General features: G+C 62.7%; 23 protein-coding genes and 1 tRNA gene. 16 read left to right on the plus strand and 8 right to left on the minus strand.

What is annotated here, in order from left to right:
• Window positions 1–91 precede the first annotated feature (91 nt).
• Entirely contained in the window at window positions 92–907 is an 816-nt protein-coding gene (locus FNU79_RS11145; RefSeq protein WP_143720918.1) for a DUF4388 domain-containing protein, read from the plus strand.
• 77 nt (window positions 908–984) lie between these two features.
• Window positions 985–2,109 (plus strand): NADH:flavin oxidoreductase/NADH oxidase, encoded by a 1,125-nt coding sequence (locus FNU79_RS11150; protein ID WP_143720919.1) that lies wholly within the window; start codon window positions 985–987, stop codon window positions 2,107–2,109.
• A gap of 107 nt (window positions 2,110–2,216) precedes the next feature.
• Here FNU79_RS11150 and FNU79_RS11155 read toward each other — a convergent pair whose 3' ends face one another.
• A complete protein-coding gene (locus FNU79_RS11155) occupies window positions 2,217–2,909 on the minus strand; it encodes a septum site-determining protein MinC (protein WP_143720920.1) in 693 nt (230 codons plus the stop codon).
• A gap of 213 nt (window positions 2,910–3,122) precedes the next feature.
• Here FNU79_RS11155 and FNU79_RS11160 point away from each other — a divergent pair, with 213 nt between their 5' ends.
• Entirely contained in the window at window positions 3,123–3,503 is a 381-nt protein-coding gene (locus tag FNU79_RS11160) for a S1 RNA-binding domain-containing protein (protein ID WP_143720921.1), read from the plus strand.
• Between the two features lie 152 nt (window positions 3,504–3,655).
• Window positions 3,656–4,348, plus strand: a complete 693-nt coding sequence (locus FNU79_RS11165) for a response regulator (RefSeq protein ID WP_143720922.1) — start codon at window positions 3,656–3,658, stop codon at window positions 4,346–4,348.
• 22 nt (window positions 4,349–4,370) lie between these two features.
• Here FNU79_RS11165 and FNU79_RS11170 read toward each other — a convergent pair whose 3' ends face one another.
• The gene (locus tag FNU79_RS11170) at window positions 4,371–4,898 is read right to left on the minus strand and encodes an RNA 2'-phosphotransferase (RefSeq protein ID WP_143720923.1); all 528 of its coding nucleotides are present in this window, start codon (window positions 4,896–4,898) and stop codon (window positions 4,371–4,373) included.
• 91 nt (window positions 4,899–4,989) lie between these two features.
• Between FNU79_RS11170 and FNU79_RS11175 the strand changes: the two genes are divergently transcribed.
• The 3 genes from FNU79_RS11175 to FNU79_RS11185 are packed head-to-tail and all read left to right on the plus strand — an operon-like array spanning window position 4,990 to window position 8,694.
• Complete coding sequence (locus FNU79_RS11175) at window positions 4,990–7,998, plus strand: GAF domain-containing sensor histidine kinase (protein ID WP_143720947.1); 3,009 nt, start codon at window positions 4,990–4,992, stop codon at window positions 7,996–7,998.
• A 45-nt stretch (window positions 7,999–8,043) separates the two neighbouring features.
• Window positions 8,044–8,448, plus strand: a complete 405-nt coding sequence (locus FNU79_RS11180; protein ID WP_143720924.1) for a hypothetical protein — start codon at window positions 8,044–8,046, stop codon at window positions 8,446–8,448.
• A 6-nt stretch (window positions 8,449–8,454) separates the two neighbouring features.
• Window positions 8,455–8,694: a hypothetical protein gene (locus FNU79_RS11185; protein ID WP_143720925.1), complete on the plus strand. Its 240-nt coding sequence runs from the start codon at window positions 8,455–8,457 to the stop codon at window positions 8,692–8,694.
• Here the strand turns inward: FNU79_RS11185 and hisG are convergent.
• A complete protein-coding gene (gene hisG / locus FNU79_RS11190; RefSeq protein WP_143720926.1) occupies window positions 8,691–9,338 on the minus strand; it encodes an ATP phosphoribosyltransferase in 648 nt (215 codons plus the stop codon). The two genes, FNU79_RS11185 and hisG, sit on opposite strands and share 4 nt — an antisense overlap.
• Complete coding sequence (locus FNU79_RS11195) at window positions 9,335–10,444, minus strand: ATP phosphoribosyltransferase regulatory subunit (RefSeq protein WP_143720927.1); 1,110 nt, start codon at window positions 10,442–10,444, stop codon at window positions 9,335–9,337. The genes hisG and FNU79_RS11195 overlap by 4 nt, the downstream gene beginning before the upstream one ends.
• Window positions 10,445–10,567: 123 nt before the next feature.
• On the opposite strand from FNU79_RS11195, the gene FNU79_RS11200 reads away from it, so the two are divergent.
• On the plus strand, window positions 10,568–11,137 hold the full coding sequence (locus tag FNU79_RS11200; RefSeq protein WP_124867837.1) for a hypothetical protein: 570 nt from the start codon (window positions 10,568–10,570) through the stop codon (window positions 11,135–11,137).
• An 18-nt stretch (window positions 11,138–11,155) separates the two neighbouring features.
• Window positions 11,156–11,944, plus strand: a complete 789-nt coding sequence (locus tag FNU79_RS11205; protein ID WP_143720928.1) for an endonuclease III domain-containing protein — start codon at window positions 11,156–11,158, stop codon at window positions 11,942–11,944.
• A 19-nt stretch (window positions 11,945–11,963) separates the two neighbouring features.
• On the opposite strand, the gene FNU79_RS11210 is transcribed toward FNU79_RS11205, so the two are convergent.
• Window positions 11,964–12,908 carry a DUF4388 domain-containing protein gene (locus tag FNU79_RS11210; RefSeq protein WP_143720929.1) on the minus strand — a complete coding sequence of 315 codons (945 nt, stop codon included), beginning with the start codon at window positions 12,906–12,908 and terminating at the stop codon, window positions 11,964–11,966.
• Between the two features lie 182 nt (window positions 12,909–13,090).
• Here FNU79_RS11210 and guaA point away from each other — a divergent pair, with 182 nt between their 5' ends.
• From guaA to FNU79_RS11240, 6 genes are all read left to right on the plus strand, one after another.
• On the plus strand, window positions 13,091–14,623 hold the full coding sequence (gene guaA, locus FNU79_RS11215) for a glutamine-hydrolyzing GMP synthase (protein ID WP_143720930.1): 1,533 nt from the start codon (window positions 13,091–13,093) through the stop codon (window positions 14,621–14,623).
• 260 nt (window positions 14,624–14,883) lie between these two features.
• Complete coding sequence (locus FNU79_RS11220; RefSeq protein ID WP_143720931.1) at window positions 14,884–15,474, plus strand: hypothetical protein; 591 nt, start codon at window positions 14,884–14,886, stop codon at window positions 15,472–15,474.
• Window positions 15,475–15,791: 317 nt separating this feature from the next.
• Window positions 15,792–17,144: an MFS transporter gene (locus FNU79_RS11225; protein WP_143720932.1), complete on the plus strand. Its 1,353-nt coding sequence runs from the start codon at window positions 15,792–15,794 to the stop codon at window positions 17,142–17,144.
• A 75-nt stretch (window positions 17,145–17,219) separates the two neighbouring features.
• Window positions 17,220–17,294 (plus strand) — tRNA-Val (locus FNU79_RS11230).
• Between the two features lie 72 nt (window positions 17,295–17,366).
• Entirely contained in the window at window positions 17,367–17,648 is a 282-nt protein-coding gene (locus FNU79_RS11235) for a hypothetical protein (protein WP_143720933.1), read from the plus strand.
• A 3-nt stretch (window positions 17,649–17,651) separates the two neighbouring features.
• Window positions 17,652–18,842: a branched-chain amino acid ABC transporter substrate-binding protein gene (locus tag FNU79_RS11240; RefSeq protein ID WP_143720934.1), complete on the plus strand. Its 1,191-nt coding sequence runs from the start codon at window positions 17,652–17,654 to the stop codon at window positions 18,840–18,842.
• A 200-nt stretch (window positions 18,843–19,042) separates the two neighbouring features.
• On the opposite strand, the gene FNU79_RS11245 is transcribed toward FNU79_RS11240, so the two are convergent.
• From FNU79_RS11245 to FNU79_RS11255, 3 genes are all read right to left on the minus strand, one after another.
• The gene (locus FNU79_RS11245) at window positions 19,043–19,405 is read right to left on the minus strand and encodes a rhodanese-like domain-containing protein (protein ID WP_143720935.1); all 363 of its coding nucleotides are present in this window, start codon (window positions 19,403–19,405) and stop codon (window positions 19,043–19,045) included.
• A 60-nt stretch (window positions 19,406–19,465) separates the two neighbouring features.
• Window positions 19,466–19,660 carry a hypothetical protein gene (locus tag FNU79_RS11250; protein WP_143720936.1) on the minus strand — a complete coding sequence of 65 codons (195 nt, stop codon included), beginning with the start codon at window positions 19,658–19,660 and terminating at the stop codon, window positions 19,466–19,468.
• A 75-nt stretch (window positions 19,661–19,735) separates the two neighbouring features.
• Window positions 19,736–21,259, minus strand: coding sequence for a sensor domain-containing diguanylate cyclase (locus FNU79_RS11255; protein ID WP_143720937.1), 1,524 nt, complete (start codon window positions 21,257–21,259; stop codon window positions 19,736–19,738).
• Between the two features lie 425 nt (window positions 21,260–21,684).
• On the opposite strand from FNU79_RS11255, the gene FNU79_RS11260 reads away from it, so the two are divergent.
• Window positions 21,685–21,870: a hypothetical protein gene (locus FNU79_RS11260; RefSeq protein WP_143720938.1), complete on the plus strand. Its 186-nt coding sequence runs from the start codon at window positions 21,685–21,687 to the stop codon at window positions 21,868–21,870.
• Window positions 21,871–22,024 lie beyond the last annotated feature (154 nt).

The raw sequence follows: 22,024 nt of genomic DNA on the forward strand, positions 1-22,024 counted from the left end.
GCTGTTGGGTTAGGCTAGAGACGATGCGGCGGCTTTGGTTTTATTCGGATTGGCTTGTTGATCTGCCCACTCGCTTCTCACAGGGAAGGCCGTGAGCCAGTCCAATGACCTGGAGTCGTTCGATCTCATCGAGCTGCTCTCGGTACTGGCCAAGGGAGCCAAAACGGGTGCGCTCCGCATCTACCGGGGCCAGCAGATTTTTACCTTGTGGCTCCTGAGCGGGCGGGTGCGCCGGATGGATGGGGCGGGCTTTGACACGGGCGCAGCCGTCTTGGCCCAGCTCCTTGAAGACCCGAGCGGACGCTTTCATTTTGAAGCGGATGAAGTGGTTCCCTTTCCCAATCTCAATCAGTCGCACGACGCCTTTGCTTACGCTGCCCTCAAGCGGATGCCGCCTCCGCCGCTGAAATTTGACGGCCCGGGCCGCTTGGAGCCGCCGGAGCGCTTCGCAGAGCTGACCCTAGACTTGTACGAACAAGAAGTCCTGCGCGGCGTGGCCGAGGGCAAGCCCCTCTCAGAATTGGCCGCCGCCCGTGATCCGAGGGCCGCGCCGCTGCTGGGCCGCCTGACCCGCCTGCGCTTAATTGGTGAGCGCCGCACGCGGGTGGCCCGCTTGGTGGTGCAAGTTCAGCGTCAAGCGGGCGGCCGCCAAGGCAGCAGCGCGGCCATAGACGAAACGATCTTCCGGCGCTGGCGCGAGGCGGTGGGCGGTCACATCGAATATATCCAGGTGCGCGAGGAACGCAGCGGCAAGGTGTATCAGATGCCGGTCAGCGCAGCAGCTGACGCCGGCACTTCTTTGCAGCTCAGCCCCGAACTGCTGATCCGGACTGGCCTGAGGGCCGGAGACGCGGTACTGGTGCGCCCGGTGACGGCGCTGATGGGTGCCGAACCGAACTCCAGCTGAAAGCGGCACCAAGCAAAGTTAAATTCGGCTTTAATCAAGTTGAGAAAGCCGGGCAGTGCAGCCGCCACAATACGTCCATGACTTCTTCCTCTGCTGAGGGCTTTACGCTGTCCGGCGACGGCTCGTCCAGCCCTGTGCTGCTCAGCCCACTGCGTATCGCCCAACTGACTCTCAAAAACCGCGTGGTGGTGTCGCCGATGTGCATGTACAGCGCTGAGGACGGCTTTGCTAACGATTTTCATTTGGTGCATCTGGGCCGGTTTGCATTGGGAGGCGCGGCTTTAATCTTTACGGAGGCCGCCGCCGTGAGTCCGGAAGGCCGCATCAGCCCGGACGATTTGGGCCTGTGGAACGATCAGCAGATTGGCTCGCTGGCCCGCATCGCCGACTTTGTGCATCAGCAGGGCGCACTGATCGGGATTCAGTTGGCGCACGCTGGGCGCAAAGCTGGAATGTCCGCACCTTGGAAGGGCGGCGAACTGGTGCCGCCGGAAGCGGGCGGCTGGACGGTGCTGGGGCCAGACGTACACGCTTATTCGCCGCGCTACGGCTCGCCGCACGCCATGAGCCCCGAAGACATCGCGCAGGTGGTCAAAGACTTTACCGCCAGCGCCCGCCGCGCCGTGATCGCCGGATTCGACACCCTCGAAATTCACGCCGCGCACGGCTATTTGCTCCACCAGTTTCTCTCGCCGCTGAGCAACAGCCGCCTCGATCAGTACGGCGGCACTTTAGAGAACCGCGCCCGCTTGCTGCTGGAAGTCACCAGAGCCGTGCGCGGAGTCTGGCCCGACCACCTGCCGCTGTTCGTGCGCCTGTCGGCGACTGACTGGGCACCCGGTGGCTGGGACATTGAGCAGACCGTGGAAATCTCCCGCCAGCTTTCCCGCGAAGGGGTGAACGTCATCGACGTTTCGAGTGGCGGCCTCACGCCAGATCAACAAATTACCGCCGGCCCCGGCTACCAAGTGCCGTTCGCCGAGCGCCTCAAGCAGGACACCGACTTGGTGGTGATGGCGGTAGGTATGATTACCGAGCCGCAGCAAGCCGAGCAGATTTTGCAGGCCAAGCAAGCCGATTTGGTAGCGCTGGCCCGCGAACTGCTGCGCGATCCGCAGTTTGTTCAGCGGACGGCGTGGCAATCTGGCCAAGCGGTAGAGGTGCCGGTGCAGTACCAGCGGGCGTGGCCGAAGCCGGAGTAAGAAAAGGTTTGACAAGATTCCGGACGCTGGGCCAGAAAATTGGAGCGGTCAACGGATGGTGTGCGGGGCGGCGGAGCGGATAAGAACGTTTCACCTCCCCACCGCTCCTACCTCGGCACGTGGCTGGCTTCGATCACGATCTGGCCGTGTTGCAGCCGCGCCACTTCAGATTCCACCCCGCTGCTGAGTTTTCTCATGCTGCTCAGGCTGCTGCCCTCGGGAGCGCGGGCGACCGCTCCGGCAATGCGGATCTGGGGGCTGGCAATCGGTCTGCCCCAGACAATCGCGCTCTCGCGTCCGTCGGCTCCGGCGTGGACGACGCCCCTGAGCGCTCCCAGCACGATCACGTCGCCGCCCGCCACCAATTCAGAGCCGGGATTCACGTCGCCCAACACCACCACGCTGCCCCCGTATTCGCCCCGGAAGCCTGCCCGCACGCTGTTGGGCAGCACGACGGTGTGGTTGTCGAGGCTCTGGGTGATGTTGCCGACTGGCAGGGCCGCTGTGGGCAGCGCGGTGCTGGAAGAGGACGGCGCTGAACCTTGCTCGGCGATCAGAGCGGGGCTGGGGGCCGGGGCCGTCACGCGGGGAGCGCGAACTCGGCTGATACTGCCGCCCGCCGCCGCCACCGCGCCGCGCACCGCGTCGAGGGTGTCGAGGTGGGCTTCAATGTCTATTTCCAGCGTCACCTCGCTGGCCAGCAGCGCGGCGCGGGCAGCCAGCGGCCCCGCCACCGACTGCGGAGTGTCTGAGTCGTCGAGCTGGATATTCAGGCCGCCAAGTGTGCCGCGAAACTTCATGTATCTCACTTTACAGCTTCAGGGGGCGCTGTGCCGCGCCTCCGTGTCGCGTCTCGGCAAGGCAGGTGAGGTCCGAGGGAGCGTGGGCTGCGTCCTGCTGGGCTCCCGGCACAGTTTGCAAGCCCGTTTACACTCACTCCAAAGTGTGCATCTATCCGCAGTGCATCTCGATGGTGTATCATCGGCGCATGCTTCTTTTGGAGGGCACTCTTCGTGCAACTTGATTCCGGCGCGGTCGCTGAAGGCCGCGTTACCCGCGTCACTGACTTCGGGGCGTTCATACAATTCGACAACGGCGAAACTGGGTTGGTTCACATCTCCCAAATTGCCCATTCGTTCGTTCGCAACATCCACGACCATGTCCATGAGGGCGACACCGTGGATGTCAAGGTCTTGGGCCGAGACGAACGCGGCAGACTTGATTTGTCGATCAAGGAACTGCTCGAGGAACCGGAAGAAATTCCGCGCCCCCGCGCCATTGGCCGCCAAAGCCCGCAGTTTGAAGCCAAGCTGCGCTCGTTTATGCGTGACGCCAAAGAGCGCACCACCGCAGGCGGCAAAAAGCCGGCGACGCCCACCAAGCGCAAGAAGTAAGCGCTCTGGTGTAGGTGCCGACAGCAGTGCTGGGCAGCTTTGAAGGCGGCTGAGGAGCAATTGGAGTTCTAGGGTCTGAGCGAAAAGGTGCTCAGACCCTTTCGCTTTGCTCGTTTGGGCCGCTGCCTCCACCTTGCTCTAAACTGGCGGGCATGGACGTTTCAAATGAGGCCCAACCTGCCCTGCGGGGACGCATTGTTTCACTGCTGCTTGTCGACGATCATCCGGTGGTGCGCAAGGGCACCCGCGATCTTTTTGAAGGCCAGAGTGATCTTCAAGTGGTGGGCGAGGCCGACAGCGGCGAAAGTGCTGTGCGGCAGGCCCGCGAACTGCTGCCCGACGTGATTTTGATGGACGTTTCGATGCCCGGCATGAACGGCATCGAGGCCACCAAGCTGATCAAAGCCGAGCGCCCCAGCGTGGGCGTGCTGGTGCTGACCAGTTATGACGACGATGCTTACGTGTTTGCCCTTCTGGAAGCGGGCGCGGCGGGCTACATCCTCAAAAATGCGGGCGAGGAAGAACTGCTCGGCGCGGTGCGGGCAGTGGCGGCGGGTGAAAGTGCTCTGACGCCAGCGGTGGCCCGCAAAGTGCTGACCCGTTTCAGCGCCCAAAGCACCCCGAGTCCGGTGGACGACTCGCTCTCGCCGCGTGAACTCGAAGTGTTGCGAATCGCCGCCTCGGGACGCACCAACAAAGAAATTGCCCGCGACCTCGATATCTCTCCGCGCACCGTCCAAGTTCACCTCGCCAATATCTTTTCCAAGTTGGACGTGGGCAGCCGCACCGAGGCTGTGCTGTACGGCATCAAGCGCGGCTGGATCGACCTGAGTGCAGGGGAGTGATGCTGGGGTTTTCCAGCTTGAGTCAAGGAAAGACCAAAAACTGACTCGGCACTTCGTCCACCAACCAGACGCCGTTTTCGGAGCGGTAAAAGAGGTGTCCTCTGGCGTGCATCAAATCGGAGCGTACCGTCAGAATCATGGCTGGGCCACGCTTCGCGCCCACGCGGCGGGCCGTCTCCACGTCCGGCGAGAGGTGAACGTGGTGGCGCTGCATAGGCCGCAGACCGCTGAACCGAATACTGCTGAGCGCGGCGGCCACCGTGCCGTGATACAGGACGCTTGGCGGCTCGGTGGGCAGCAGCTCTAAATCCACCGGAACGCTGTGGCCCTGATTGGCGCGAATTCGCTCGCCGCGCAGCGAAAAGCGCTGTTTGTCGGACTGGGCCACCACCCGCTCCACTTGCGGGCGGCTGACGCCCAGATGCATCAAGAGCGGCGCTAACGGCACCCAGCCGCCCGCTTCTAAACTCAGGCCCGCTTGGTGCGGCGCGTGCCGGAGCAGATATGAGAGTTGGTGGGAGAGTTGTTTGTCGGTCACTGGACTGTTCATGTTTCCAGTCTTGCCCTCAAGGCGGCGCGGCGCATCGGCCGAACAACGGAGAGAGTTTAAGCTGTTTGGCTGCTAGGCTTACTTCACCGTGATGCTCGCCGCCCTCGCCCAGCTCAGCCAAGCCCAGCACGCCAGCGGATTTTTGCGGGCGCTGACCGCCATCGCCGCCGAGCAGACCAAAGCGCACGGCGCACAGGCGCGGCTGGGCGACTCGCTGAGCGTCATCTGCGCTGAGGGGCGCGGGCTGGGCCTCAGCGACGGCAGCTTGGCCCGCCTCGCCCTGACCACTGGCGCGCCGCAGCGCAGCGCCATGATCTGCGCTTTGCCGCTGCCGTGCGGTTCCGGCGCGGTGCTGGAAGTCATCGGCGGCGCTGAGGCGGCCCTCCTCGAGCTGGAAACCGCGCTGCCGCTGCTGTGCCTCGCTTTTGAGGGCGCACTGGCCAGGGAAGCGCGGCGCGGGCGTGGACGCGTCACCGAGACGCTGGCGCAGCTGAGTACCCGCATCGGCGGCAGCTTGGATTTGGCCGAGGTGCTGACCGCCACGGCCCATAGCGCCGCCCACTCGCTGGGCTTCGAGCGGGCGCTGGTGGGTTTGTTTACCGAGCAGGATGAGAGCGGAGCGCGGGCACGCGAGGTTTTCACCCACGGCTTTGACCAGAGCTTCAGCGGCGACGTGGGGGTGGGGCCGGAGAGCTTCGAGCGCTTGATGGAGCGCGGCGAGGTGATCGTGTATGACCACGAGCGTGACCACGCGACGCCGCTGAGCCGGGGACTGGCCGAGTTCGCGCCGCTCTTGGCCTTGATCGCGCCGCTCAAAGCGCGGGGCAGGGCGCTGGGGATTTTGTACGCCGATGTGCGGGTGCGCCGCCCGCTCAGCGAGGGAGACGACACCTTGCTGCTGGCGCTGGCCGAGCAAGCCAGCCTCGCCATCGACAACGCCCGCCGCTACGCCGACGAAACCCGCAAGCGCCACGTGGCCGAGTCGCTGCGCGAAGTGGGCGCGGCCCTATCGCACAGCCTGCACCTCGCCGATACCCTCGGCAGCGTACTGAGCTACGCCCGTACTTTGTTTGGGGCCGACGCCTGCGCCGTTCACGAGCTGCAACCCGATGGGCGCACGCTGAGCATTCGCAGCGCGGTGGGGCTGAGCAGCGAGTACGTGCTGCGCTCGCGGGCCAAAGTCGGCGCGGGCGTAACCGGGCGGGCCATAGAAAGGGGCCAACTGACTTTTAGCCGCGACGTGAGCGCCGAGAAACAGGGCGGCGGCTCGCGCTACACCCGTCAACTGCTGGCGGCGGGCAAATACCCTTACCGGGGCGTGGTGGGGCTAGCTCTCTCGGCACGCGGGCACGTCTTCGGCGGCCTGACCTTGTATTACAAAGACCCCCTGCCGCTCGACACCGAAGACTTGGCACTCACCGAAGTGTTTGCCGCGCAGGCCGCGCTGGCCATTGAAAACGCCCGCCTCTACGAAGATGAAGTGCGCCGCGAGCGGGAAGGGGCCGTGCTGCTGAGCGTCGCTGCCCGCTTGCAGCCGCCGCTGGCCCGTGACGCCCTGAGTGAAGTGGCCCGCGAGCTCACGGAGGCTTTGGGCGCGGAGCGCGGCCTGCTCATGACCTTAGACGACGCGGGGCGGTTTCACGAGCTGGCCACCGTTAATTTGCCGACCATCCATTTGAGCGCTGCTGTTCAGTCAAACACAACCGTTCTCTCGAGCACTGCTGTCCAATTCAACACAGCTGTTCAATCAAGTGCAGGTATCCAATCAAGTTCAACCGCTCAATTAAGTACAGCCGAGCTGCAAGACGCCGCCGACTCCGAGCCGCTGCACTGGCTGGCCTCGCAACTCGGCAAGGGGCCGCGCCCGCTGACCCGCCGCCACCTGTTTGACGGCGCGTCCAGCGGCCTGCTCGCGCCCGTGCAGCATCAGGGCAGTTTGCTGGGGTTTTTTTACGCCGACCACACCCGCGAAGACCCGCCTAGCGAGCGCCACTTGCATTTGGCCCGCTCACTGACCGATCAGGTGGCCCTCTCGCTGAGCCGGGAGCGGCTGCTCAGCGCTCTGGCCCGCGAGGAAGCCCGCTACCGCTTGCTGGCCCACAGCGCCCACGACCTGATTCTCGCCGCCGACCCCGCCGGACGTGTGACCTACGCCAATCCGGCCAGTCAGCGCCTGCTGGGGCCAGTCGAGGGCCGCGAACTGTGGCCGCTGATGAGCGCCCCCGCTTTTTTGACGGCGTGGCAACTCTGTTTGGCCGAGCCAGAAAGCGGGGGAAGGTGCGAGATCGCCGTCAGCGGCCTGGAGCGCGAGTTGCGCTTGGAGGTGCGCCTGTCTGCCGTGACGGGGGGTGGCGCGGCGGGCGTGCAGGGCATGCTGCTGGTGGCCCGCGACCTTAGCGAACTCCAAACCCTCGCCGCCGAAATCCAGCGGCGCGGCCAGGAACTGGAGGCGGTGTCTGCCCGGCAAGGCGAGTTGCGGCAATTTCTGTCGCTGTTTACCCAGGCGCAGGAAGAAGAACGCCGGCGCATCAGCCGTGAGCTGCACGACGACACCGCGCAGGTGCTGGTGGCGCTGGGCCGCCGAATTGACCGTCTTGGACGTGATTTGACCGGCGAGAGCCGCGAGCGGGCCGCCGACATCCGGGCTGATCTCAACTCGGCCATCGAGAGTGTGCGCCGCTTCGCCCGCAACTTGCGCCCCAGCGTGCTGGACGATCTGGGTTTGCTGCCCGCGCTGGAATGGCTGGTGTCGCAGTCCCGCACCCCCACCCGCTTGGAGGTGCAGGGCGCGGAGAGGCGGCTCAGCGGCTTTGCCGAGCTGACGGTGTACAGGGCAGTCCAAGAAGCGCTGGGCAACGTCGACAAGCACGCGCAGGCCAGCAGCGCCGCCGTCAGGGTGATGTTTCAGGCCGGTGAAGTGGATGTCAGCGTCAGCGACGACGGGCGCGGCTTAGACCGGGCCGAAGCGGAGCGGCAAACCCAGGCGGGTCACATGGGGCTGCTGGGTTTGCGTGAGCGGGTCGCACTTTCCGGCGGCGAACTGAGTGTGGAGAGCAGCGCCGGGCAGGGCACGCAGGTGCGCTTCGCGTTGCCGGGGTGACGTTTAGCCCCTTTCTGAGGGCGGCTCAGCCGCTAAACTTAAAGGATGAAGACCGCTGCTCCCCGTCTGATCGCCTCGCTGGTAGCGGGCCTTGCCACTGCCCTGATTCTCTACGGCGTCTTTTTGTCGGATGGACGGCCCTTTCCCTACCACAACCGCGTCCCCGACGCCGAGCTGGCCTTCAAGATGATCCCGCTGGAACTGCTGATCGGCCTACTCATCGGCTGGCTGGTGTATGGGTTGTTTGGCCGCCGCCAAGCCGCTGCGCCGCGCCGCGACATTCAGGAGCGGATGGTCTACCGTTTTGCTCACCGCCGGGGCGGAGCATTCACCCTGCCCGAGCTGGAAACCCAGTCGCCGCTCAGCGCTGAGCAGGCCCGTCAGGTGGTGGAAAAGCTCTTGGAGGCGGGCCGCCTGAGCCGCGAGGGCGAGACGTACCGTCTCAGCTAAACCGATATGAGCGCTCCCGACGCCCTGTTTGATTTGGCGATCAACCGCGCCGCCAATACCCTGCGTGGCCTGTCCACCGCTGGACGGGAATCGGCGCTTGGCGAGTGGCACGTCCGCACCCGTTTTGCCCGCCGCGTGCCGCTCAGTGAAGTGCGGCGCTGCCTAGAGACCCGGCCTGCTGGTGTGTGGCACTGGCAAGGCGGGCCGGAAGGCGGCTGGGAAGCGGGGAAGGGGGCGTTTCCTTAAGCTCCGTTGCCCTCCTCGGTCAGCTCGCGCAGCCGGGCGATCAAAGGCCGCAGCATCTCGCGCTTGAGTTTGAGCGCCGTGCGGTTGACCACCAATCGGGCGCTGGAGCGCATCACCACGTCGCGCTCCTCTAGGTTGTTGGCGGCTAAGGTGCTGCCGGTCTGCACCAAGTCCACCACCGCGTCAGCCAGTCCGGTGAGGCAGGCCAGCTCGATATTGCCGCTGAGCTTGATGACCTCGGCGCTCAGCCCCCGCTGCGCCAGATACTCGCGGGTCAGGCGCGGGTACTTGCTGGCGACCCGGCCAAGCGGCCCCGCCGCGCCCACCTCGCGGATGAGGCTCAGGCGGCAGGCGCTGAACTTCAGGTCCACCGGCTCGTAGACGCTGCGTCCGCTCTCGGCCAGCACGTCTTTGCCGACCACACCCGCGTCGGCCACGCCCAGATCCACGTACACCGGCACGTCCTGATTTCGCAGCTCCAGAACCTGCACGCCGTTCATATCAAAGCGCAGGGCGCGGCTTTTTTGTGGCAGATACAGTGGCAAGCCTGCCCGCGAGAGCAGGTCTATGGCCTCTTCAAAAATGCGACCTTTGGGCAGGGCCAGTGTCAAACCTGCCGCGCTGAACTCGGGAGCCGGATTCACGCCTTCACCTCAATCAGTTGCTCGCCGCGCACCATCCGCACGATGCCCCGCGCCGCCGCGTAGCGTTGCCAGTCGGCTGGGTCGTTTGTCCAGGCCCGCTCCGCCACCAAGCCCAGCGTTTGGGCGTAGTTCACTCCGGCTTCGTCGAGTGCCAGCACCGCTTCGCGCTCGGGGGGGAGGTGGCGGGCGGCCACTTCGGTGAGGCGCTCGAGGCCCACCGCGAAGCCCGCGCCGGGGAGCGTCTCACCGCGCCCGCCGTAGCGCCCGCCGCCCAAGACCGGCTGCGCGTGGCCCGCCACGTAAGCCCGGAAAGTGTAGCCGCTGTAATAGCCGTAGCGGCGGCTCATGCCCAGGTCAAACAGCAACCGCTCCGGCCCGAAAGCGGCGGCGATGGCCAAGAGATCATCAAGCGCTTGCCGTGCCCGCTCACCCAGAGGCAGGGCGCTGGCTTCACTCAGCACGTCCGGGCCGCCGTACAAGTCCATCACCCGGTAAAGCAGGTGGCCCAGCTCGGCGGGCAAGGCGTGGGCGCTCAGGCCCGCCGCCAGATCAGGGCCGCTTTTTCTATCCATCGCGTCGTGGAGAGTGTCGCGGGCCGCGCCGGTGATGCCCGCGTCTTCCAGGAGGCCGTCCACGAAGCCGGGGTGGCCGACTTCCAAGTGGGCGGCGACCCCCACCGCCGAGAGGGCCGACAGCGCCACTTCCAGCAGTTCAGCGTCGGCCTGTGGGCTGCGGACGCCCAGCAGTTCCACCCCAACTTGGGTAAATTCGCGCAGGTGGCCGAGTTCGCTGGTCTGACCGCGCAGCCACAGCCGCCCAGCGTATTGCAGCCGCAGCGGAAAAGGGCCAGCCGGAAAGCGTCTGTGGGCGAGCTGAGTAATGGCAGTGGTAAATTCGCTGCGCAGCGCCAGCACCGAGCCGCCTACATCAATCAGTTTGAAGGCGGTGGCGTCTTGCGGGTGGTCGTGGTTTTGAAATTCCAGCGTGGGCACGTCCACGCCCCGGTAGCCGTGCTGGGCAAAGTGGGCTGAAAGTTTGGAGCGCAGGTATTCGCGCCAGGCCCATTCGGGCGGCAACACGTCGCGGGTGCCTTCGGGAAGGGTCATGGGGTGTGGGTGGGGGAGAAGGAAAAAAGGAGAGCAAGCATCGCCGGGCATGATAGCGCCGCCCCGAGTGTGCTGGCCTGAGAGCCCCGCCTTCTCACGCGGGCTGCCTTATACTCCGGGCCTATGCCGCGCCTCCGTTTCGCCTTGCTGCTCATTCTTCCGGCGGCGCTCCTCAGTTGCGCCCGCGAAAGCGATCAGTTTAAGCCGCACATCATCATCACCAGTCCTGAAGGCGGCGCGGTCAGCGCCAACAAAAGCTTTACCCTGAAAGGCTACGTCCTCGACGACAAAGCGGTGGCGCTGCTCAAGGTGCAAGGCGAGAAAGTGCCGATCAAGGCCGGCAGCAAAATTGCGCCGTTCAGCTATCAGACCAGTATCAAGGGTGACACCACCACCCTGAGCTTGCTGGCCCTCGACAGCTCCGGCAACAAAACCACTTTGGAGTTGCCGCTGCGGGTAGACAACACCCCGCCGGTCATTCGCGTGACCAAGTTCGAGCGTGACAACAAAATCATCCGGGTCAGCGGCGTCGTCACCGACAACACCAGCGTGGCCCAAGTCTCGGTGGACGGCAGCGTACTCAATATTACGCCGGGCAATAGCACCGAGTTTTATGCTGAAACGACAGGAACTTATGCGGACATTGAGGCCAAAGACGGCGCGGGCAACGTTGCTCAACTGCGGGCCAGGTAAGAGCGGCGCGAAGTGAGCTTGCCGCCTCGAGCCCGTCCAGCGCGGCAACATCTCTCTGAGCAGCAACCCACTGAACAGCAGCCGACCAGAACACCACGCTCCAAACCCAGCCTCGCTGAGCAAGCGCCGCCGCCTGCCGAGTTGCCGGAAGTGGCTCGCCGTCTGGCAAAGCGCTATCTGCCCACGCCGCCCACGCCCCGCAGGGCGGCTGAGCCCCTTGACGGCCTGATCAGCACCATTTTGTCTCAGCAAAACACCGCGCCGATCACGCGGCGGCAGTTCGGAGGACTCAAGGCGGCGTATCCGAGCTGGGAGATGGCACTGGCCGACGGCCCCGACGGCATTGAAACGGTGCTGAAGGCGGCGGGCGGGGGCCTATCGCGCATCAAGGCCAACTACATCTGGAATGTGCTTGACCAACTCGAAACCACACGTGGCGAACTCAGCCTCAAAGACACCCGCCAGATGAACGACGCCGAGGTTCGCACGCTCCTAGAAAGCTTGCCCGGCGTGGGCATGAAAACCGCTTCATGTGTTTTGCTGTTCGATCTGGCGCGGCCCGCCATGCCGGTGGACACCCACATTTTGCGGATTACCCGCCGCTTGGAGTGGCTGCCCGCCCAGTGGAACGCGGTGAAAGTCGAGCGTTGGTATGACGAAGTCTTGCCCGCGACTTGGGCTGAGCGCTACACCTTTCATGTCTCGGCCATCCGGCACGGGCGTGAAACCTGCAAAGCCCAGCGGCCCAAGTGCGGCGAGTGCGTCTTGCAAGAGCTTTGCCCGTCGGCGGGGGTGTTTTTGAAGTGAAGCGTAGGGCTGCTTTTGGTTACTTGCGCCGCCAGAATGTTCCCAAGCGCTGTAAAGCTGACGGTGGTTCAGCAGCGTTCGGCTTTTCAGCGCCCGTTTCAGGTGCCGACCTGAGTTCGCCTGCCATCACCGCGCTCAGCAGCAGCTTGTCGAGTTTGCCCAGCGGTGACTTATCCGGCGGCGGCTCATTTGGTGGCAAGTCATGACCTGTGGGTAGAGAACCCGAACTTGGACTGACTTCAATCCGCAGGGCACCTGCAAAGTTCAGGAGTTTATTGAAAGCAGGTTGACCTCGCTCACTGCCCACGTCCGCGCTGATGATTTGATGGGCGCTGAGTTCTATTTCTCCGAGCCAGCGGGAAGGAGAGGGATGAACGCTGAGATCAGAAAGTTTTACCCGGTAACTCCGGCGGCTCACCGAAAACAGTTGCAAGACATCGGCCAACGGCATATCCGCCGAAGAAGTCAAAAACGCGGTGCGGTGGGCGTCCGGCGGTAGGTCTTGCACCGAATCCAACTCCGCTGAGCTGTCAAAGGTGGTGCCGGAGAGGACGGCGGGGGCGCTACGCTCGTCGCCCTGCGCTGCCAGCGCCATCAGCAGGTTCTCGCCGCTGCCCGACAAACTGCGCCGCCGGATGGGAGCCGCGCTCCGGCTGACGCTAAACTGCCCGCCCTGCTGCTGAAAGAGGGTACGCAGGGCCTTGAGGCCCACGTAAGCGCCGATAGGTCGGCTGGGCCGGAACATGCAGTCGGCGGGCTGACCCTGATCGAACACCACGCTGAACTCGCCCGCCAAGGTCGTGAGCTGCCACACCAGCGTCTCTTGGCGGCGGCACAAATACAAAAACAAATCTTCCAAGATGTCGTAGGTCAGTTGCCCTTCGATGAAAGCAATTTGCCGCTGGTCGGTAGCGGGCGGCAGCGCTGCTCTCAGTCCGCTCCGGTTATCCCGTTGCTGATCCATTCCCGTCTCCTGTGGCCTGCTTGCTGCTGACTGGTCGGCCCGCGTGCTTGGGCGGCCTGCTGTGCATTGTGGCACTTGCTTGCCCCCGAGTGGAGAGGAAAAAGCCGCAAAACCAAGCCGGGTGGTGGGGATGGTGATAAGGGAGCGGCTTCAGCCAGATGCGGGTATGAGAGAATGGAGGTGTGAGCATTGTCATTCTTGATTTCGGCAGCCAGTACACCCGCCTGATCGCCCGGCGCTTCCGTGAACTCGGCACCTACAGCGTTATTTTGCCCGGGAACGCTTCGCTAGAGCGTATCCAACAAGAAAATCCTGCCGGCTTGGTGCTCTCGGGTGGCCCCAGCAGCGTCTACGACGAAGCCGCCCCGCGCCCCGCCGAAGGCGTGCTTGACCTTGATATTCCCATTTTGGGCGTCTGTTACGGCATGCAGTACCTTGCCCACCAAGTCGGCGGCGAAGTCAAGCGGGCAGGCAAGCGCGAGTACGGCAAGGCCGATCTGACGCGCTACGGCGGGCAACTCTTCGAGGGTATTCAGGGCGAGTTCGTGGCGTGGATGAGCCACTCCGACAGCGTGACCCAGTTGCCGCAGGGCTACGAAGTGGTGGCCGAAACAGAGGACACGCCCGTCACCGCCATCGAGAACAGCGTGACCCGGCGCTACGGCGTGCAGTTTCACCCGGAAGTGGTGCATACCCCCAAAGGTGGGCAACTCCTCGCCAACTTCTTGACCATCTGCGGCGCGGCCCGCGACTGGACGGCCCAGCACATCGTCGAAGACCTGATCGCCGGAGTGCAGGCTCAAGTCGGAGACGGGCGGGTGCTGCTCGCCATTTCCGGCGGGGTGGACAGCTCTACGCTGGGTCTGCTGCTGGCCCGCGCCATCGGCGATAAGTTGACGGCTGTCTTTATCGATCACGGCCTCCTGCGCCTCGGCGAGCGCGAACAGGTGGAAGCTGCCCTGACGCCGCTGGGGGTGCATCTGGTGACGGTAGACGCCACAAAGGAATTTCTGGGCGCTCTGGCAGGCGTGTCTGATCCCGAACAAAAGCGCAAGATCATCGGCCGCGAGTTTATTCGGGCGTTTGAACGTGAGGCCCGCGAGTACGGCCCGTTTGATTTTCTGGCGCAGGGCACCCTCTACCCGGACGTGATCGAGTCGGCGGGTGGGCTGAGCAGCGACAAATCCGGTGCGGCCAACATCAAGAGCCACCACAACGTCGGCGGTCTGCCGGACGATCTGGCCTTCAAGCTTGTCGAGCCGTTCCGCACCTTATTTAAAGACGAAGTGCGCGAGATTGCCGCCCTGCTGGGCCTGCCCGACCCCGTGCGGATGCGCCATCCCTTTCCCGGCCCCGGCCTCGGCATTCGCATTCTGGGCGAAGTGACCCCCGAGAAGTTGGACATTCTCAAGCGGGTGGACGACATCTTCATTTCGGGCTTGCGCGAATTTGGCCTCTACGACACCTGCTCGCAGGCGCTGGCGGTGCTAACGCCTATTCAGAGCGTAGGCGTGATGGGCGACGAGCGGACTTACAGCTACACCGTCGCTCTGCGGGCCGTGACCACTGGTGACTTTATGACCGCCGAGTGGGCGCGGCTGCCGTATGACTTTCTCGGCACCATGAGTAGCCGTATCGTCAATCAGGTGCATGAGGTGAACCGTGTGGTCTACGACATCACTGGCAAGCCGCCTGCGACGATTGAGTGGGAGTGAGTAGAAATGGAGTTGGTGCCACTTTGTTTCATTGCATTCATCTGGGACGAAGCGCCGTTATCTCTTGCACCCTTGCCAGACCACCTGATTGACGTACATGCTCAGCACCGAGTCGCCGTGCTCCTCACGCTGATTTCCGTGGCTTTTCAGCCTTGACGGTACTACCCGCTTGAGGCATTCACGCCTTTGATGTGTTTCTACGCCCCCCACTGCCGCTTTGACCCTCGCCTTTGACCCGCTGGGCGTGATAAAACTCCTCTATGGAAAGCGTCGTTGCCCTCTTTAGTGAACCTGCACAGGCCAAGTCAGCTCTGCAAACCTTGGAAGCACGCGGCTTTAACCGCGACAACTTGGGTTTCAGCATCAATGATCCGGTGGCTGAAAACGATATTGCCCAAGACACCGGCATTTCGCCGGAGCAGGGCGCTCCTGCGGGCGTCAGCGGCGTGCTTCGTGGCATGGGCATAGGCATCTTGGCGGGTCTGGCCATCGCCTTGCCGGTCTGGTTTCTCATCTGGGTGTTTCCCGAGACCCGAATCTATTCGATGGGCGGCGCATATACGGCGTTGTTCGGAGTACTGGGCGGCGGCGGCATGGGCGGCATCTTCGGAGCGCTGGCCGGAACCGATCACGGCGATTACGTCAAGTTGCTGCGGCAATTCGGCATCCCTGCCGCCGACGCTGAGGCCTATGACGCGGGCATCCGTTCCGGTCACGTGCTGGTGGTGGCCCGCAGCGAGCGCGGCAGCAAGTCAGACGAAGCTCTGAACATCCTCAAGCGCAGCGGCGCGGTGGATTTGTCGCAGGTGCGCGGCAGCGGCGCTCTGGCCAGTCAACGCGGCACACACTAAGCAAGTTCTTTTTACAAGTGGCCACCTCAGAAACGAGGTGGCCTTTTTTCGTTGCTTCCCGCATATAGCGCGTATGAGCTGGCGTGACTCGTTTCTAACTTCTCGAAAAGGTAAGCCTGAGTTTAAGTAGAAGCGCTGATGCGGCTCACGGGCTGTACTTGTCGGGCCTATCAGAGTGTCGCCGCTCGGCACCTGACTGGCCGTAAAGGCCGCCACGACACAAATGGGGCCGCACGCACAATCGCGGGGCACAACTAAAGCGCCGTACAAAGGCTCGAGTTTCTGAGCACAGACTTGTGATTATACTGCTCTTCAACATGATAACCGATACCCCCGAGCTCGCGCTGCCGAGAGGCTGGCGCACTTTCCTTACACTGTGGGCGTCGCAGTCGCTCAGTTTATTGGCCACCAATGTCGCTTGGTTTGCCATCACTATCTATTTCACCACCGTGGTTTACGCTGCCGACTCGCAGCGCCCGCAGCTCGCGCTGATGGTCGGGGCGCTGGGCCTCCTCACTTCTGGGCCGCAAATCATCTTGGCTCCCCTTGCCGGTTCTATCACCGACCGCTACAGCCGGCGCAGCATCATGCTGATTTGTGACTCAGTCAGCGCTTTGGTGGCCTTGATGGTCACGCTGGTGGTTTGGAGCGGTTCGCTGAATGTGCCGCTGCTGCTGCTGGGCGTGCTGCTGGGGCGGGTCGCGGCAGTGTTTCACGAAAGCGCGTTTGAAGCCAGCTACGCCATGCTGCTGCCCGAAGCGCAACTGGCCCGCGCCAACGGCCTGATGCAGACCAGCTACAGCGCCGGGGCCATTCTCGCGCCCGCGCTGGCGGCGCTGATTATCGCGTTTCCGCAACATCTCAGCGGCGGCTTGTGGGGACTGGGCAACGGCACCGGACTGGTGATGGTGCTGGACACTCTCAGCTTCGTGGTGGCCGCTCTCGTTCTTTTCTGGCTCCGCATTCCCAGTCCGCAGGAGCGCCCCGCTCCCGGCGCAAAAACTGATTTCCGGGCGGATTTCAAGCTGGGCTGGCACTACATCAGCCGCCGCCGCCCGATGCTGCTGCTGGTGCTGCTGGTGGGCGTGACCAACTTCGCTTTGGCAGGTGTCAATCTTTACGAAACCTTGCTGGCCCGCTTTAACCTTGACGCCGACTTTGTCCAGCGCGGGCTGAGCTTCGAATCGGGGTACGCCATCATGACCACCGTGACCGGCGTGGGTACGCTGCTCGGCGGCCTGATCATCAGCAGTTGGGGCGGCCTCAAGCGCAACCGCATTTTTGGTCTGCTGATTCCGCTGCTGGTTCAGTCACTGGCCGTTTTAACGATGGGCTTATCGCGCTCACTGCCGCTGACCTGCGCGGCGCTGCTGATCTTTGGGCTGTCCTATCCGCTGGGCGGAGCGCACTCGGCGGCCATTTGGATGTCGCAGGTGCCGCGTGAGTTGCAGGGGCGGGTCTTCAGCGTGCGGCGGGTGGTGGGGCAGTCGTCCATTCCGCTGGGGATGGTCGTGTTTAGCGTTTTGTCGGCCCGCTTCGTGCCGGGGCCGGTGGTGGCGGTTTTCGGCGTGGTGGCGGTGCTGGCCATCGTGTCTGCGCTGCTCGGCAAGCAGGTGCGGCGCGTGGAAGACAAAACTTACCTCGACGAATTGGCGGCGCAGGCCAGCTAAACGCTTGACCTGACCGCCGCTGGCCCTTAAACTACCCCTTGCCTGTTTGAGTGCGTGATTGCAGCAACGGGAACCGGGCGGTTAGCTCAGTGGTAGAGCTTTCGCTTTACACGCGACGGGTCGGGGGTTCAAGTCCCTCACCGCCCACCACAAGGAAACACCCGCCTAGCGCGGGTTTTTTCGTTTCTAGCCATTGATGAAAACAAGCTCAAAATGGCCTCTGTGCGTAATACGTGCGTAACCGGAGATTTATCCGAGCATGTCACTCGGGTGCAGCGCTTGAACACCCTGAAGCTGCAACTCAAGCTCCTTGCCCTCAGAGCTTTGCTGGAGGTGGAGCGCCAAGCCATCGCGCTGGCACAAACCGGCATCAAATTGGTCGGTCCGGCCAAGAAAGCGCAGGCCAAAGAGCACATCGTCACCAAATACGCCCAGGCCACCGCAGCATTTTCAGCACCTCAGATTCGTTGTAAGAAAGAAGCAAAGTCCGTCCGTTTACCCTGATGCATGAAACGCCCCCACCGGTTGATTATTCCTGCGGCCCTCAGTCTCCTCGTTGCCCTAAGTGCCGCACAAGCGGTGAGCGTCAGTATTGCTACGGTCAGTCCACTGACTGGAGACCAGAGCCCCACCGGAATTGACCTCAGGAGAGGCGTCGAACTCGCCGTGAACGCACGTATAGCCGAACTGAAAACAGCGGGCATTGACCTCACTCTCATTCCCTTCGACGACCAAGCCTCTGCGACCAGAGGCGAACAGATTGCCAAGACGATTCTCGCCACCAAGAGCATCCTCGGTGTGGTCGGTGCCAACAACTCCAGCGTCACCAACGTTCTCGGCGAAGCATTTGCTGCCGAGAAGCTTGCTTTCATATCCCCCAACAGCACCAACGACGCGCTCAGTACACACAACTGGTCGAATTTCAATCGGGTCGTTTCTCCCAACGCTGCTCAAGTTGTCGCCGCTGCCAATTATATTGCCGAAACGCTCCGCTCCACTTCGGTGTATGTGGTGTCAGACAACACTGCCTATGGGAACGGCCTTACCCGAGGACTCATTGAGGGTCTGAAAGCCGCCAAAATTCCTGTCGCGGGTTACGTTGGGGTATCGACGCCTGCTCAAATTGCCAGCGTCATCAAAAAGATCAAAGCCAGTGGTACTCCCCTGGTTTATTTCGGCGGCACGGATGATGTTGGCGGGCAATTCGTCAGAGATCTCAGGGCGGCGGGTGTGACCGCGCAGTTCATGGGTGGTGACGGGCTCGATTCTCCGAGCTTCATTCAACGTGCGGGGAGAGGAACTGTGGGCGTGCTTTACACCAGTGTAAACGGCCCGGTGAATACATTCTCGAATTATCTCGATTTCACTGGGAAGTTCCGTGCTGCTTACAAGACTGAACCGAGCGGCGTGGCTGTGTACGCCTATGATGCGGCAAATGTGATGATATCCGCCCTAAAAAGCAGTATCACCGGCGCGACTTTACCGAGCCGAGCGGTGGTAAGTGCAGCGGTGCGTAAGATTGATCTGCCCGCCTGCTTTGCAAGCGACAAAGCTGATTGCCTAACCATTACCGGCGCTCTGGCATTCACTTCTTCTGGAGAGCGCGTGCGTTCGCGGTTGCTGATTATGAAGTACGACGAGATGTACCAGGCCAAGATGATCAAAATCCAGACGGTAAATGCCGCTGACTTGAAGTAATACTCCGGTAGCGCCGCAGCTACGTAGGAAGACAATTCAGACTCGAGACGGTCCTTCCGGGTGATTCCTGCCTGTCTCCTGAGTCGCGGCTGGTGGCACTGAATCTGAAGCAGAATGCCAAGCAGACCTCCTGAATTAAACAAATACCAAACCCCCGCCCTGACCTAAGCTGGGAGCGGGGGCTTTTTGGTCGCTTGACCTCAGCGCTGTGTGAGTGGAAAGCCCGCCTGTTTCCAGGCGTTGAAGCCGCCTTGTAACTCGCGAACGTTCGAGTAGCCCAGTTTATTCAGGGTGGCGTGGGCAATAGCGCTCATGCTCCCAGAACGGCAGTACAGGACGATCTGGGCCGCATGATCGCGCGGCAACTGAGCGCTGTCCTTGATTGCGTCGAAGGGAATGAAGGCGTCAGTCTCCGGAATTGCCCCCTCAAACGGCACATGCACATTGATCAAGGTAAACGACTTGTGCTTGAGCGCAGTCGCCAGTTCCTGAGGCGTAAGCAGAGCGGGGGCCGCGCTGGCCGATCCCAGGGCCATAATAAGCAGAATAGGAAGAAGACGCATAAGGCAGTTTAAAACCCGGCAGTCCAGATGACTGCATGGTGTGTGCCAGAGCGAAAAATTTTATATTGACGGCTCAGACAAGTTTGCCTCGACATGGTAGGCCTCTTCTTCACCCTCGGCGATCCACAGGTTGTCCGGGCTGCGTTCCCAGACCAGCATCTGTTCGGCGTGTGCAGCGTAGGCGGTGATCTCGTAGAAACCGAGGTCTTTCAGGATCTTGTCGGCGATCGTGTCAATGAGCTGGGCGCGGAGCACAGACCGAGGACAAGACAAACAAAAAGTGCTGACTTGGCTGATGCTGGAGGCGTTTTTGTTGTTTCAGGTCAGCGCTCAGTGCAACTTCGGAGTGAAGTTCTGGAGTGAGCGCCGCCGTTTGACCGTGTACATGCGCTCATCTGCCAAGGCGAGCAATCCCTCTCCCGTCGCCTCGCTGCTGTAAGCCGTTCCCACGCTGGCTCCCCGAAGCGCCCCCACCTGACGTGCGGCCAGTACCGCCGTGTCTACTGCGTCAAGGAGGGTTTCCTCGTCTGCGTTACTCAGCACCACGAACTCGTCGCCGCCCAGCCGGTAGACCTCGCCCGCATCGCCTAGGGTCACTTTAAGGGTTTGGGCAAACACCTGAAGAAGCTTGTCACCCTGGGCGTGCCCCTCCTGGTCATTGAGCGCTTTGAGTCCGTCCAAGTCCAGCCCCGCCAGCAGGAAGGTCGCTGCGCCTGCCTGTCGCCGGAGCAGGTCTTCTTCATACGCTCGGCGGTTGAGCGACCCGGTGAGCGCGTCATGGCGGGCTTCCTGGCGACTCAGCTCAACTTCGAGCCTCTGGTTCAGGGTGCCGCGCACACTGCGCCCCGCCGCTTCAAGCAGGGCACGGTCACTGCCGCGCCAGCAGGCCACCAGGTTGGTTCGTAGCCGCACGGCCATCAAAAGTGAGGTGACACCACTCCGCGTGCCGAGCGGCAACCAGGCGACTTGCTGAACGCCACCTTCCACGCCAGTCGTCAAAGCATCTGGATGACTTGGGTAGTCATTCAGATAGAGCGGTTGGCCGAGCGTTTTCAAAGACCAGGTGACTGAATTGGGCCAGTCAGGTCGTTGGGCGGGAAGATCAGTGGTTGTCTGGGCAAGTCGGGGATTGAGGTGCGCGGCCTCTACTCGCAGGCCTTCCTCCTCAAAGATCAGCAAGCCGATGTAGTCGGCGCTGAGTGCTTCGGCTAGCAGGGCGGATGAACTCAGCGTCATCTCTTCCGGGGTCAGATCCAAGTCCATCAGTGCAGCGATCCCCTCCAGTACCCGGGCGTGATCCAGACCCCGCTGGAGGTCAGCGTTGCGGTGGGCTTGGGCGTTCAACTCACGGCTCAGCTCCAAGTTGCGTGCACGCAGCTCCAGCTCGCCGACCACCAGCGCCGCCAGGTCTTGTAGGGACTGAAGGTCGTCAGCATTCAGTGGGTGGGGCTGATGGTCGGTGACGCAGAGCGTGCCGATGCGGTGGCCTGCCGGGGTGGTCAGGGGAGCGCCCGCGTACATGTGAATGTGCGGCTCGCCCGTGACCATCGGGTTATAGATGAAGCGCGGATCGGTGTGGGCGTTCTCGATCACCATCGGCTCCGATCCTAAGATCGTCCAGGCGCACACGGAGTCCCGGCGCAGCGCGGTGGTGTCGCCCGGACCGCTGGTGGCCTTGCTCCACTGGCGGTGCTGATCCACGAAGTTGATGAAAGCCACTGGGGCGTTGAGCAGGCGGGCGGCCAGCCGGGTGATGCGGTCAAACGCTTCTTCCGGAGGCGTGTCGAGAACCTCGTAGCGGGCCAGATCGAGCAGCCGGGCATACTCGTCGGGTGGAAGTGGTGCAGCGGTCATGAGCTGCACTGTACTCGTTCGTATTCTTCTGAGATCTGACAACTGGATATCTGTGAAGGTGAGGGGCTTTTATGAGCCGTCCTCAGCGAGGTCAGCTGTAGCGTATCCAATATCTGGCGTGAGCCGCTGCACCTGCTTCGGGTGGGTTTACGCCGATGTGCTAAGCCTCTTCTTCGCTCTCAGCAATCCACAAGTCGTCCGGGCTGCGCTCTCAGATTAGTATCTGTCCGGCGTGCGCGGCGCAGACGGTGAATGGCTGTGTGGTTTGTGTTTGCCTGAAGACCTCCCCCTGCACTTCTGAAGAAAGTAACGCTGGGCAGCCCGACCTGGCCCATGATCTTGTCCAGCTTGTGGGCACTTCCAACGCGGGCCACTGAGTATCATGATCGGGTGCAGCAGGTATTTGAAATCGGCGAAGAGGTGCAGTGAAGCCGCCTTTCGCGTGGATGTTGCTGGCGCTGCTCTTCGTCTTCGTGCTGGCGCTGGCTGCTCTGTCAGTGGAAGCGGCCTTAGACGGGGACAGCGGCACGGCCACGCAAGGGGGCAGCGCGGTGCTTGTCCTGTTGGGTTTATCCTGGACGGTCTTCCAGACGATGAGACGGCGGAGGTGAGCGTTGAGCAGCTTGACCCCATGACCGGCAGCGCTTCTCACTGCTCTGAAAGACCCGTGGAATGAACCCCCTAGAGAGGACCAACGGCCAAGCCACTTCGCCCCGACCAGCCGTTAGGCTGATCACAGCGCGAAGGAGCATTCATGCCAGGACG

The organism is Deinococcus detaillensis, assembly GCF_007280555.1.
GTDB classification, from domain to species: domain Bacteria; phylum Deinococcota; class Deinococci; order Deinococcales; family Deinococcaceae; genus Deinococcus; species Deinococcus detaillensis.

Excerpts from the sequence above, each read along its gene's own strand:
- FNU79_RS11150 (WP_143720919.1), top strand. The coding sequence starts at position 985 with ATGACTTCTTCCTCTGCTGAGGGCTTTACGCTGTCCGGCGACGGCTCG.
- FNU79_RS11155 (WP_143720920.1), bottom strand. The coding sequence starts at position 2,909 with ATGAAGTTTCGCGGCACACTTGGCGGCCTGAATATCCAGCTCGACGAC.
- FNU79_RS11165 (WP_143720922.1), top strand. The coding sequence starts at position 3,656 with ATGGACGTTTCAAATGAGGCCCAACCTGCCCTGCGGGGACGCATTGTT.
- FNU79_RS11170 (WP_143720923.1), bottom strand. The coding sequence starts at position 4,898 with ATGAACAGTCCAGTGACCGACAAACAACTCTCCCACCAACTCTCATAT.
- FNU79_RS11175 (WP_143720947.1), top strand. The coding sequence starts at position 4,990 with ATGCTCGCCGCCCTCGCCCAGCTCAGCCAAGCCCAGCACGCCAGCGGA.
- FNU79_RS11180 (WP_143720924.1), top strand. The coding sequence starts at position 8,044 with ATGAAGACCGCTGCTCCCCGTCTGATCGCCTCGCTGGTAGCGGGCCTT.
- FNU79_RS11185 (WP_143720925.1), top strand. The coding sequence starts at position 8,455 with ATGAGCGCTCCCGACGCCCTGTTTGATTTGGCGATCAACCGCGCCGCC.
- FNU79_RS11195 (WP_143720927.1), bottom strand. The coding sequence starts at position 10,444 with ATGACCCTTCCCGAAGGCACCCGCGACGTGTTGCCGCCCGAATGGGCC.
- FNU79_RS11200 (WP_124867837.1), top strand. The coding sequence starts at position 10,568 with ATGCCGCGCCTCCGTTTCGCCTTGCTGCTCATTCTTCCGGCGGCGCTC.
- FNU79_RS11210 (WP_143720929.1), bottom strand. The coding sequence starts at position 12,908 with ATGGATCAGCAACGGGATAACCGGAGCGGACTGAGAGCAGCGCTGCCG.
- FNU79_RS11220 (WP_143720931.1), top strand. The coding sequence starts at position 14,884 with ATGGAAAGCGTCGTTGCCCTCTTTAGTGAACCTGCACAGGCCAAGTCA.
- FNU79_RS11225 (WP_143720932.1), top strand. The coding sequence starts at position 15,792 with ATGATAACCGATACCCCCGAGCTCGCGCTGCCGAGAGGCTGGCGCACT.
- FNU79_RS11240 (WP_143720934.1), top strand. The coding sequence starts at position 17,652 with ATGAAACGCCCCCACCGGTTGATTATTCCTGCGGCCCTCAGTCTCCTC.
- FNU79_RS11245 (WP_143720935.1), bottom strand. The coding sequence starts at position 19,405 with ATGCGTCTTCTTCCTATTCTGCTTATTATGGCCCTGGGATCGGCCAGC.
- FNU79_RS11255 (WP_143720937.1), bottom strand. The coding sequence starts at position 21,259 with ATGACCGCTGCACCACTTCCACCCGACGAGTATGCCCGGCTGCTCGAT.